At 33.7% G+C, this 11,937-nt stretch carries 15 protein-coding genes; 12 read left to right on the top strand and 3 right to left on the bottom strand.

All coding sequences use genetic code 11. The features are described 5' to 3' along the window. Nucleotides 1-2: 2 nt before the first annotated feature. From EVJ48_02740 to EVJ48_02720, 5 genes are all read left to right on the top strand, one after another. Complete coding sequence (locus tag EVJ48_02740) at nucleotides 3-1,451, top strand: restriction endonuclease subunit S (GenBank protein RZV39857.1); 1,449 nt, start codon at nucleotides 3-5, stop codon at nucleotides 1,449-1,451. 15 nt (nucleotides 1,452-1,466) lie between these two features. Next, nucleotides 1,467-1,688 carry a hypothetical protein gene (locus EVJ48_02735; protein RZV39856.1) on the top strand — a complete coding sequence of 74 codons (222 nt, stop codon included), beginning with the start codon at nucleotides 1,467-1,469 and terminating at the stop codon, nucleotides 1,686-1,688. A gap of 346 nt (nucleotides 1,689-2,034) precedes the next feature. Then, nucleotides 2,035-2,901: an NAD(P)-dependent oxidoreductase gene (locus EVJ48_02730; GenBank protein RZV39855.1), complete on the top strand. Its 867-nt coding sequence runs from the start codon at nucleotides 2,035-2,037 to the stop codon at nucleotides 2,899-2,901. After that, a complete protein-coding gene (locus tag EVJ48_02725; protein ID RZV39854.1) occupies nucleotides 2,894-3,079 on the top strand; it encodes a hypothetical protein in 186 nt (61 codons plus the stop codon). The genes EVJ48_02730 and EVJ48_02725 overlap by 8 nt, the downstream gene beginning before the upstream one ends. Before the next feature lie 154 nt (nucleotides 3,080-3,233). Beyond that, a complete protein-coding gene (locus tag EVJ48_02720) occupies nucleotides 3,234-3,422 on the top strand; it encodes a hypothetical protein (GenBank protein RZV39853.1) in 189 nt (62 codons plus the stop codon). A gap of 71 nt (nucleotides 3,423-3,493) precedes the next feature. On the opposite strand, the gene EVJ48_02715 is transcribed toward EVJ48_02720, so the two are convergent. The 3 genes from EVJ48_02715 to EVJ48_02705 form a co-directional block, all read right to left on the bottom strand. Next, nucleotides 3,494-4,489 (bottom strand): HoxN/HupN/NixA family nickel/cobalt transporter, encoded by a 996-nt coding sequence (locus EVJ48_02715; GenBank protein ID RZV39852.1) that lies wholly within the window; start codon nucleotides 4,487-4,489, stop codon nucleotides 3,494-3,496. Between the two features lie 103 nt (nucleotides 4,490-4,592). Further along, on the bottom strand, nucleotides 4,593-4,805 hold the full coding sequence (locus EVJ48_02710; GenBank protein ID RZV39851.1) for a zinc ribbon domain-containing protein: 213 nt from the start codon (nucleotides 4,803-4,805) through the stop codon (nucleotides 4,593-4,595). 113 nt (nucleotides 4,806-4,918) lie between these two features. Then, on the bottom strand, nucleotides 4,919-5,581 hold the full coding sequence (locus EVJ48_02705; protein ID RZV39850.1) for a carbonic anhydrase: 663 nt from the start codon (nucleotides 5,579-5,581) through the stop codon (nucleotides 4,919-4,921). Between the two features lie 432 nt (nucleotides 5,582-6,013). Here EVJ48_02705 and EVJ48_02700 point away from each other — a divergent pair, with 432 nt between their 5' ends. The 7 genes from EVJ48_02700 (at nucleotide 6,014) to EVJ48_02670 (ending at nucleotide 11,766) form a co-directional block, all read left to right on the top strand. Beyond that, entirely contained in the window at nucleotides 6,014-7,579 is a 1,566-nt protein-coding gene (locus EVJ48_02700) for a sigma-54-dependent Fis family transcriptional regulator (GenBank protein ID RZV39849.1), read from the top strand. Between the two features lie 121 nt (nucleotides 7,580-7,700). After that, the gene (locus EVJ48_02695) at nucleotides 7,701-8,234 is read left to right on the top strand and encodes a hypothetical protein (GenBank protein ID RZV39848.1); all 534 of its coding nucleotides are present in this window, start codon (nucleotides 7,701-7,703) and stop codon (nucleotides 8,232-8,234) included. Nucleotides 8,235-9,149: 915 nt separating this feature from the next. Beyond that, nucleotides 9,150-9,515, top strand: a complete 366-nt coding sequence (locus tag EVJ48_02690) for a hypothetical protein (protein RZV39847.1) — start codon at nucleotides 9,150-9,152, stop codon at nucleotides 9,513-9,515. Nucleotides 9,516-9,603: 88 nt separating this feature from the next. Then, on the top strand, nucleotides 9,604-10,188 hold the full coding sequence (locus EVJ48_02685) for a DsbA family protein (protein ID RZV39846.1): 585 nt from the start codon (nucleotides 9,604-9,606) through the stop codon (nucleotides 10,186-10,188). A gap of 14 nt (nucleotides 10,189-10,202) precedes the next feature. Further along, a complete protein-coding gene (locus EVJ48_02680; GenBank protein ID RZV39845.1) occupies nucleotides 10,203-10,481 on the top strand; it encodes a hypothetical protein in 279 nt (92 codons plus the stop codon). A gap of 3 nt (nucleotides 10,482-10,484) precedes the next feature. Beyond that, nucleotides 10,485-11,015, top strand: a complete 531-nt coding sequence (locus EVJ48_02675) for a metal-dependent hydrolase (GenBank protein ID RZV39844.1) — start codon at nucleotides 10,485-10,487, stop codon at nucleotides 11,013-11,015. After that, on the top strand, nucleotides 10,981-11,766 hold the full coding sequence (locus EVJ48_02670; protein ID RZV39843.1) for a hypothetical protein: 786 nt from the start codon (nucleotides 10,981-10,983) through the stop codon (nucleotides 11,764-11,766). The genes EVJ48_02675 and EVJ48_02670 overlap by 35 nt, the downstream gene beginning before the upstream one ends. The last annotated feature ends 171 nt before the right edge of the window (nucleotides 11,767-11,937 follow it).

Raw genomic sequence — 11,937 nt, 5'->3', positions numbered from 1 at the left:
ATATGCAATGCTCAATTATTACATTTAAAGAACTTTTAATTGATAATGATATATTTAGATTTGATGCTGATTATTTTCGTCCTAAATCTTATACTCTTTATAAAAACATAAAAAACAAAAGATATACAAGGATTAAGAATAGTTTTAGAGTTACGAAATTAGCTGGTTTTGAGTACACAAAATATTTTACCTTTCAAAATATGAACTCAGATAGTTTTTATACAGTCTTGACAAGCAAAAACATTCAAAATGAAGATTTAATATTAAATGATTTTTTAAAGATTGATAAAAAAATATCTGATGAATTTTTGGGTAGATCAAAATTACAAAAAAATGATATTGTCTTATCTTATACAGGCGAATATAGACGATCTTTAGTTTTAGAAGAAGACAACTTGCAACTTGGTCCAAATATCTGTCTTCTTCGGGCAAAAAATAATAATATTAATCCATTTTATTTATCCACTTTTTTAAACTCTGAAGCTGGCCAACTTTTACTTGAGCGTGAAAAAACCCTTTCAGCTCAACCTACGGTTGCCATGTCAAGAATAAGAGAAATACCAGTGCCGTTATTCAGTGAAAATTTTCAAAATTTAGTTAAAAAAATTATTGTTGTTACAAAATTAAATAGAAAAGAATCAAATGAATTTTATTCTCAAGCCGAGCAACTTCTTCTTTCCGAACTTGAACTTTTAAACTGGAAGCCAAAACAAGAACTTGCTTTTATAAAAAATTTTTCCGCCACACAACAAGCAGAGCGGTTCGATGCAGAGTATTTTCAACCAAAATATGAGGAAATTATGGAATCGGTCAGGAAATATAAAGACGGTTTTGATGAGTTGGGAAATTTAGTGCAAATAAAAAAGAGCATAGAGCCGGGAAGCGAAGCATATCAAGAAAATGGAATTCCGTTTGTCCGCGTGAGCAATCTTTCGAAATTTGAACTTTCTGATAATAATCAACAATTTATTTCAGAAAAATTATACGATGAATTGAAAATTTATCAACCTAAAAAAGACGAAATATTATTATCTAAAGACGCGACCCCCGGCATAGCTTATTATTTAAACGAAGAACCAAAGCAGATGATTGTTTCCGGCGGCATTTTGAGATTAAAAATATTAAGTCAAAAAATTTTACCGGAATATTTAACACTTGCTTTAAATTCTGTTATCGTGCAGAAGCAAATTGAACGCGATGTAGGCGGTTCCGTTATAAACCATTGGAGACCTGATCAAGTGAAATTAACAATAATTCCGATATTAGAAAATGCTAAACAAAAAGAAATTAAAGAACTCATTGAACAATCGTTTTTTTATAGAAAACAGTCTAAATCGTTGCTTGAAATTGCTAAACGAGGGGTTGAGATTGCAATCGAAAAAAACGAGGAAGAAGCGGAAAAGTGGATAAATTATAATTTGACAGAATTAAAAAAACTTAAAAATATTTAAACACAGAGCATCGGAATGAAACTAAAAGGATTTAAAATTTTAAATTACAAATCTATTAAAGACAGCGGATATTGCGATATTTCTTCCGACATAACCATTCTTGCAGGTAAAAACGAATCTGGCAAAAGCGTAATACTTGAAGCGTTAAGTTGCTTTAATATTAACGCAAATATACCCGATGACGCTCGCCCTATAGGAGACGTTTACGTGGGTCTGATTGGAGAAGAAAAACTGTAATAGCGTGTCTGTTTGAAATAGATGATTCGACAATAAAGAAAATTTCAAATAATATAGAATTAAATAAAAAATTTATATCGTATTTAAAAAAAATCCAATTGAAGTTTTTAAACATGGTGATGGTTCTTATAGCTTGAACAAAAGAACATTATTTGTAATAATTTATAATAACGCATTTTTATAGAATTGATTTGCAAATATTTTACCAATCTATCAATAATATATTGACTAAAGATGAATAGTATTATATAAAAAAATAATAAGGATTAACTGTGAGATAATTGCCCAGTTAAAAACGAAAAAGCCGTCCAGTTAGAACGGAATACGCAATGGAGGTTAAAAAGCAATGAAAATAGGTTTTATAGGATTAGGCATAATGGGAAATTTTATGGCATTAAATTTATTAAAAAACGGCGTTATGCTAAATGTTTATAACAGAACTAAAGAAAAAGCTGAGGAGCATATAAAAAAAGGGGCAATATTTTTAGATTCGCCAAAGGAAGTCGCAAAAAAAAGCGACATTATAATGCTTATGCTATCTGACTCGAAGGCCGTCTCTAATATAACAGACGGCAACGACGGATTACTGGAAGGTTTAGACGGCGAAAAAATAATAATAAATATGAGCACCATAGAACCTGATTATTCAGCTATGCTTTATAAAAAAATCAAGATAAAATCTCCGTCGTCTCTTTTTTTGGAAGCTCCGGTCATCGGAAGCAAAATTCCCGCTAAAGAAGGGACTCTTATAATTTTAGCCGCCGGAGATAAAAAGGCTTATGACCTTTCAACCGCTTATTTTAATATGATTGGTAAGAAGGTTATTTATCTCGGCGACGTTCCCAAGGCGTCATACTTAAAAATTATTAATAATCAGATTATGGGAATTACAATGGGCGCTTTAGCCGAAGGATTAAGTTTATCTAAAAAAATAGGATTAGACGAAAATACAGTTTATGATATCGTGAATTCCGGAGCATTTGCAAATCCGATGTTTCAGCTTAAAGGGAAAAATATTATAGATAATAATTATGAAACTAATTTTCCATATAAACATATGCAAAAGGATTTAGATTTTGCGGTTAAACTTTCAGGAGAATTTAAAGCATTTTCTCCTTTAACGTCCGCAATAAACAACTCCTATATTTTAGGATACGATAAATTTAAAGATGAAGATATGTGCGCTATATATAAAACTTTAAATTGTGAGTAATTCATTAGTTGATTTAAGATGTCTAAAAATTAACTATTTCAAACCTACAGGAAAAGTCTTTATTTATCTGGTAGGCACGGGCGGTCTCGAACCGCCGACCCCTACCGTGTCAAAGAAAAACATTAAAATTAACGAGATGGGCTTTCTACCTTCACTTATAGATTTATTAACGCTTTGACGGCTTTATATATATTGCGATATTTTCCATATATTCTATACATTCGGATATTTTGTGTGACAGTCGTGTGACAGTTTTTTTTAAAAATTTTATAAATTTTTTTAAAAAAGGCTTTAAAAAAAATAAAAAATAATTAAGCGGAGGTTAAGGGCTTATGTTTAATCATATTAATTTTATCTTCATATACGATATACTTATTTTAGCTATAGTTTTTATAGGTTCATTTTTTATAGGCAGGTTTATCGGCAACTTAGTTAAATTTGTCTTAAAAAATCTAAAAGATAATTTATTTATAAATTTAAAAAATATGCAAGACAGTATAAGACGGTTAGACAAGCCTTGAAATCCTATATATTTTTGTCTTGCCGCAGTCTTATTGTTTTGTTTAATTAGGCTACGTCCATTAATCTATCCTTAGTCAATATTAATCTTGACAAGTTTACTCAATAAAACGGATGTACCAAATATTGCAACGAATAAAACAGCGATAATTCCGCCGATAAACGAAAAAGACAAGTTATTTATTAATCCGAAAATACCGGCTTTGTTTCCCACCTGCACCGACACAACCTGAATCCATTCTATCGTTCCAACAATAAAGGCTAAAAAAATAGATAAAGCAGTCATAGTTATATTATACCTCAGTTTTCTTAGCGGATTAATAAGAGCCCAGTTATACGCGAACGCCATTAATACCCCGTCTGTTGTATCTATTAATATCATTGTCGTCGAAAAAAGCACAGGAAGTATCATAATATCTATTAATGGGTGACCTGCGGCAGCCAATGTGCCGCCAAGTCCAAGTATTACAGCCTCGGTGCCTGTGTCAAAACCCAAGCCGAATAAAAATCCGACAAAATACATTCTGTAAGTATTTTTTATTATATTAAACAGTTTTCTAAAATACCTGTTCATAAAACCTCTTTTAGCAAGCTCATCCTCGAATTCATCTTTGCAAGTTTTATAATTTTTTGCAAGTTTTATAATACCGAAAAGAATCACCAAGTTCATAAATCCCAATAAATACAAAAAACCAGCCGAAAATCCAGTACCTAAAATACCTAACATATTGGTATAGTGAACAGGCATAATTTTATCCACTTCTTTTCCTGTCAACGCTATCAAAAAAACCATTATCATAACCGATGTGGAATGTCCTAAAGAAAAGAAAAATCCAGTCGTTACCGGTTTTTTGCCCTCATTCATTAATTTGCGGGTGGCGTTATCTATAGCTGAAATATGGTCGGCATCAAAACCGTGTTTTGCGCCCAGAACTATGGCCAAAGCTCCCAAACCCAGAAACATCGGATTTGTGTTAAGCCTGATAAATAAAATACCCACGGAAAAAACAAATAATAATACGATAAAAGAATAAAGCAGTATTACTTTAAATTTGATATCTTTTAGCATTTAGACCTCCCTCCGTGTAGCCAATTTATTGTCGATATTAAAAAAGGCGTCTCCGGCAATAATGCTTTCGGCATAGGTAACGCTAAATAACCGTACTATTAACTTAGTCGGGTATTTCGCGTCCATGTTCTTGCCGCAACGAACGCATTGCAAGTTCGCGGCCGTGTTCCATATAGCCGTGCACTGCGGGCGGGGATAAAAATAGCTTTTTAACCGTTCCTCCGCACGCAGGACACTTAGGTTCACATTCGTGAATCGAATGCAGTGCTTCAAATTGCATACAACATTGCGTACATTTATAGTCGTAAGTGGGCATTTAAACACACCATTAAATTAATGTATTATTATTAAATATTTAGAATATAGACGTTGATATTCTCGCAAAATAAGCATTGCATTCGATATTCAATGATTATAAAAGTTAATAGCTTATTTCCATCGCGCCGGTTGTTTAGATTTGACATTTAACGAGGCTGATGTAACATCAGGAATCAAAGTACGCTTTTCGGCTGCGACTCCAGGCATTGGTGCCCTTAGGCGGCGTGTCTCGACCTCCCATATCCAACCGCTTATTGTAACATCTTTAGGTATAAGCGGATGATTTCTAAAGGTTTCTATTGTCTTCATGCATGTTTCATCTACATCATCCATCATTCCGATCCATTTCGCAAAAGCTCCTTTTTCTAATTTCAACTCAGGCAACGTCGGATCAAGCATAATATTATCCGTATCAATACCTTTTTCCCGAAAAAATTTTTCCAGATCGTTAGCATTAGCAGATAACATTCCACATTGAGTATGCTCTACGATGACTATTTCTTTAGTGCCGAAAAAATTACATGTCAACATAGCCGAGCGAATTGCATCGTCTGTCGCAATTCCTCCCGCATTTCGGAAACAATGTGCGTCACCCCCGCCTGCAGGCTTATCCGTAAGAATCCCAAGCGCTTCATCGACTGGCAAACGTTCATCCATGCAAGCAAGCACCCACAAACTTCGGTTGTTATGTCCCTCTGGTCCGTACAGGCGGCGTTTTGCCCAGTAATCGTATTCTTTAACTCTGTTAGCTAAATCTTCTTTAAGTGTTGACATTTTAATGCCTCCTTGATTTTAGGTTAAATTAATAATTTAAAGTTTGAGAAAATCTTAATTAAGCTTTTCTCTTATGATATAAAATAATGCATACATTGTGCCAAAGTATTTATTCCTTAAAACTATTAACATTAAGCATGTATATAAATAGTACAAATGAACATATAATTCCCATCATAAGTAAATTTATGTTTTATTTATCAAATAAAATGATGATTTATATAAAGTGAATATAATGTTCGTATAGGAAAAATAATTTCATATTTCGTTTCGTCATTTGATGGTTCCTGTATAATAATATATAATCTAACAAATAATGAACTTTATTCGAGGAAATTTTTCGGAAAAATTTAATTTTAGAAATGATATAATTAGAAAAATATATAGAAAATTTTAAAAGTATCTTTATTAATATTAATTAAAAAATATTTTATGGTCGAAAAAATATATACCAATTTAAATCCATTGTCTTTTTTGCAGACGTTTATCAGCTTAGGTTTATCCTCGCGGGAATATAGTAAACTTGATACGACCAGGAAGGTAGAGCAATTAGGCCTTGACGCAGCATGTTGTTTTGAAACCGCATATAGACAAGAGTTTAATTTGACCGGAATCCTCGATTGCGATAAATGCGCAGAAATGATAATTGAAATCAAAAATAAAATCGGCGGTAATTTTTCCAGAACTTCAAGTTTGCCTGAAACAATCAGGGTTATAAATACCCGTTGCCCTTTCGGTGATGCGGTTAAACAAACCCCTGAATTATGTAAAATGACTTCAAGCGTATTCGGGGGAATAGTGGCAAGAAATTTTGGCTACGCAAAAGTCGTCTTAAATAGAAGAATAGCGGCAGGAGATTCAACCTGCGACATACAAATATTTATGAACCGTTCGGACGGCATAAATTATATCGGTGATGAATATGACTGGCAGATTAACAACAATGGTAAAAATCAGGATTTTCAAAACAAAAATAAAATAATTGAAAACGGCTGGTGTGTTTTGGAGGATATAGACGAAAAGAGAATAGTTCCAGATATAATCGCAAATTCACACCAAATGAAAGACATTTTGAAAATGGCAAAAAAGGTCGCAAGCAGTTCATCCACGGTTTTAATTGTTGGCGAAACCGGTGTAGGTAAAGAAATTGTGGCAAAAGTAATACACTCGCTCAGTCCCCGCTGGAAAAAACCTTTTACGGGAGTAAATTGCGGGGCGATACCGGAAAATTTGGTGGAAAGCACCCTGTTTGGTCACGAGAGAGGTGCTTTTACCGGCGCGTATGAGGTGCATCATGGATACTTCGAACGTACCGAAGGCGGCACGCTTTTTCTCGACGAAATAGATTCGCTCCCTCTATCAACGCAAGTAAAGTTATTAAGAGTGCTTCAGGAAAAAGAATTTGAAAGAGTTGGCGGAAAACATTCAATATCATGCGATGTGCGCATTATATCGGCCACAAATGCAAATCTGGAAAAGCTCGTATTAATTGACAAGTTCAGGCGAGATTTTTATTACAGGATTAATGTAATCAGTTTTCATATACCACCTCTGCGTCAGAGACAAGAAGATATTTTGCCTTTATCGGAATATATTCTCGGCAAGTTGGAAATAAAATATGGAGTAAAAGCCGCTCTATCTCATGAAGCAATTAATCAATTATATGCCTATAATTGGCCTGGAAACGTTAGAGAACTGGAAAATATATTAGAACGGTCGCTACTCTTATCTAATGATGATAAAATATCTAACTTATCTATATCCACCATGACAGCTGAAGATAAACCAACTATAAACGACTATGCGAATTTAAAATTACGGACGATAAAAAAGCAAGCCTCCAGTGCTGCTGAGTTATCCGTTCTTGAAAAAACACTTACAGAGTTCAATGGAAATATTTCTAAAGTAGCAAAATCCCTCGGCATTAGTACAAGGGCAATTTATAAAAAATTAAATATGCTAAAAATCGACCCTGAGGGTTTCAGGCATAAGATTTAATAAGTTTTTTATAAAAATATAGAATAATATTAATGCCTTTCTATGATTTTTTTAAGAGACTTATAAATGAAGATAAGAGCTGTATTTATAAATATTTCTTGAATATTAAAATGTATTACATATGAATTTAAAAACAGAAATAATACCAAAAAGATTTTTAATTTTACAGGTTTTAATTTTTATTCTTGGATTTGGATTCTTATTTATTTGTGTACTGTTAAATCTTCCGGCATCAAATGATACAGCTCTTTTAGGGCTTAAAGCGATTATATTTATGATCCTTTTTGTGGTCAATACATCGTCAAACTCTTTGTACAGCAGCGAGTTTTATTATGTAAATAAATGCGGGTGCGATAATAAAAATTTAACAAATGCTGATGATGCATATAATTCGGAAGATATAAAAAATATACAGACCGGTTCGGCTCAAAAACTTTTATATTTTAATCTTTGGATATTGAACAGCAGTTTCTTTTTGATATTTTCAATTCTAATAAATATTATTCAAAGCGTAGGAAAATTGTCGGACAATAGCATATTAAAAATACTATCCTTTTATTCTTTCTTGATTTTTTTGATAGCAATGATAGCAAATTATATAATATTCAACTGTTCTTTTTATAAGTCGCTCAAGAAAATTGTTCAAGGAAACTGATGGATATTTAACAGTTTCTATCGACAAATTTGAGAAGGAATTGATTGTATATTTTATCAAAAAGATGGTATTGAACGACAAGCTTCTTTTGTCGCAAATTGGGATGTCTATTTTAATGAAATAGCCGATAATTATACGACCGAAGATATTTCATTGGAAGATTTGTTTAGATTGTGGGCAGAAAAAGTTATAAAAAAATATCCAAATGGATTAATACCTATTACATAGGGGTTGGTTGGTTCAGGAATATTTGAATATATATCGTTTCAACTCAATGATAAAGTTAAAAAAGGAGGGTATAATTTTTTAACTTATTTTTCTTATCCTTTGCGTAAATGTAAGTTCCAAAAGTTATTGATACTTTACAAAAGATAATGAAACCTTACAAAATTTTTTGTCAAGTTATTTTTATTATATTATGGTATAGTTTCATTAAATTTTGTAATTTATATTTTTAAAAAATATGATAAAATCAAAAAAATAATTTTAAATAGTATCAATAACTTATGGAATCTACAGCCAGAAAAGCGAGGGATGCAAAAATCGAAAAAGAAAATGCGAAAGCAGAACGTGATTTTGAAAATAAAATTAAAAATTCCTAAAAAAATTTCAGATGAGAAATACCTTTTAAACCTATGCAAAATAAAGCATTAATGGCAGAATTGTCCGTAATCGGGACAAAAAATCAGCAAGACTATATGCTTACTGACATTATGCCTGATTACTAAGTCTAAATTTAAGTTTTACATCCGCAATAAAAAATCATATATTTAAGAATATAGCGGTTTTTAATATAATTAACTTATTTTATTCTATTGTAAGGTGTAAAAGTTATTAAAGCTTTACGGAATATAATAAAATATTGTAAATACATTATTATAACTATAACTAGTTAGATTTATTCTGGGGAGCAACATGTCGGAAGAAGAATGCGAAAAAAGATGGCGAAAAATTATTTTTGAACCTTTCGCAAATTTTTTAAATAATCTTGTAGTATTTAGTATCGTAGGATATGTTGGTCTTTACGCAGTAATTCATCCTGGATTATTTCGCAGGCCGTTTATAGACTTTTATTGCGGATCTGCGCTTATCGGGATTTCTATATTGATGATTGTTTGGAATATTGGTATTCTGGTAAGCACTATAAGAAATTATATCGAACGTTATTTTAATAAAAAGCTTCCAATTTGGATGTTGCTTATATTTTCTTTTTTGCTTTTATGGCCTTTGCTGTCTTTTATAGTTTTTATCCCTTATTTTTTCAATCTTTCAATTAAATAACTGTGATTTTGAAGCATTTAAATAATTTATATCACTTTTTTTATAATACGTATTGACATAATTTCTTAAAAGTGTTAAAAGTTAAAATATGAAAAATATTTTATTTTTTTTAACATTTTTATTTTTTTTGCCGGTTCTGTCTTCAAGAGCGTATTCTTACGTTCTCGGCAATGCCGGCTCTAACGTAAAAATAGTCGAATACTCCGACTACGAGTGTCCCTGGTGCCGCAAGTTCGAACTAAAAACCTTTCCTTATATATATAAAAATTTCGTCAAAAAAGGATATATAGAGTGGGATTTCAGGGATTATCCTTTAATCGCCCTGCACCCTCTCTCGTTCAAGGCCGCCGAATACGCCGGATGTTCCGGAAACGAGTATCTCCTCGTAAGGTTTAAGCTGTTCGAATATCAAAAAAAATGGGACAGTTCCGGCGATTTCTCTTTTTTAAATAAATACGTTGGGCATTATAGGTATTCGAAGATAAAATCTTGTGCCGAAAACGGACTCGACAAATCCTACATCGAATCCGAAATAAAAAAAGGAGAGGAACTCGGCATTCACGCTACTCCGAGTTTCGCCGTATATAAAAACGGACGTCTCTTTAAAGTCGTAAACGGCTACAGAGGATCCGGTTACTGGTATAACACTTTAACTTTTTTGCTTGAAAGATAGGAGGCATAATAGGTATGGAATCTATAAAAAACATGGCTGCCAGCGAGAATGCTTTTATCGTGAAATATTTTTACAAATCAGAAGCATTTATAGTCTGCGATAACTGCAATAAACGTCTGTCGGGAGAACTCAGCTTTAATCTGTTTTTTTTGACGGAAAATAGCGTTCCATATCTTAGCCGGATTTTTTGCAGGCGCTGCGCCGACGTGCTGTATCACGAAACCGTCAGGCTGTCTTATATGGAAGCAAAAATCAACGTAAAAAAAATAATAATAGCAAGGGAGAGATATTAATATATGATTCGTATAACGCATTTAGCCGGCGGGGTTTTGGTTTCCGCCGCTTATATCGATTTAGCCAATATTCCTTACGATAAAACCCTTCCTTTTTATTTTTTTGCGGGACTTGCCGGTTCCGTTCTTCCAGACATCGACCTTATTATGGGACGCAGGACTGATACGAGCGTAATGCTGAAGCACAGAGGTATTACGCACACGTTTCTTTTTGTAGTTTTGTGCATTATAGGAATTAAACTAGCCGAACTTTATTCGGGAGGCGGGTTTTTAGTTTCGCCGGGAATGATATTTGTTTTTGTCCTATGCGTCCTGTCGCACTTTGCGCTGGATACGTTAAATTACGAAGGAATACTCCTTTTATGGCCGTTGTCAGGCAGGCGGTTCGCCTTACGTCTCATAAAAGCCGGAAGCTTCGCTGAATTCGTTTTGGTGCTTCTGCCGCTTTCTATTCTTGCCGCTTTATTAATCTATAAATTAAATTTTTTCGGAGGGTTGCATGGCTTACGATTCATGGAAATACGAAGGTTCTAATGAGGATATATATTCTGCGGTTCCTAACGGCCGCGGTTCGCAGCCGCCGCTTATAAGGGAAAAGAAAAAACCCGTCGTCACTTTGATAGACGTGCTTTCCGAAGTGCAGAAATGGCGCGTAGCCGAAAGCAAAGGCATTCCGCTCGACCCGGACAGGATCCCGTACAGGGATAAAATAAAATATATGAGCGTCGGCATGAAACACGGCGCCATAGAACTATTTTTCACCCTGTTTATGTTTCCGGTAATAGCTATTTTCTTACCTACTTATATTCATTATTTCAGAGGTCATTCCGTAGGACTCGGATTTGAAACTTTGCTCGTAGGCATTTCGCTTTTGCCCCTTGCCGGCTACTTAATTTTATGCCTCGTGCTCGCAAGCATGTGGAGCGGCAGAATGACAGGGGGGATTATAATGTCGCTTCTGCTCGGCCGCATATCCATCATTCTGATGGTCGGACTTTTCGGGTCCATGCTCTTTTATTTTTTTTATGAACTGTCGGGCTTCGTGTCGCTCGGACATTATTTTGTATCGGTATTTTATCTGCCTCATATTTTTCCGAGGATGCCTAAATTAAGAGCCTATTATTCGCTGTTTTTTTATAAGATGATACGTCCGGAGCTTCTTGCTATTTCGATAAAACTTGCTTTCATATTTGTTTTATCGGGGCTCATTCCGATATTTACGGTCGGGTGCAAGGCATGGTTTGTAAAACAGATTAAAAATAAAAGCGAAAACGGAGGAAAATAGTCAACCACCCGTCGTTAAAATGGCAGGCTTGCAAAAGCCGGTTGTGTATTAGCCCCCTAATTGACTGGAATAAAATAAGACACTATAATTAAAGTCAATGGGGGGTAAAAAATGGGATTAAATTTAAGAAGAAAATTTTCGGATGACGATAAGATTAAAATCCTGCAGGAA

The sequence above is a fragment of the Candidatus Acidulodesulfobacterium acidiphilum genome (assembly GCA_008534395.1).
GTDB classification, from domain to species: domain Bacteria; phylum SZUA-79; class SZUA-79; order Acidulodesulfobacterales; family Acidulodesulfobacteraceae; genus Acidulodesulfobacterium_A; species Acidulodesulfobacterium_A acidiphilum.
The sequence above is the reverse complement of the archived record's forward strand: the minus strand, read 5'-3'. Positions and strand labels throughout refer to the sequence as shown.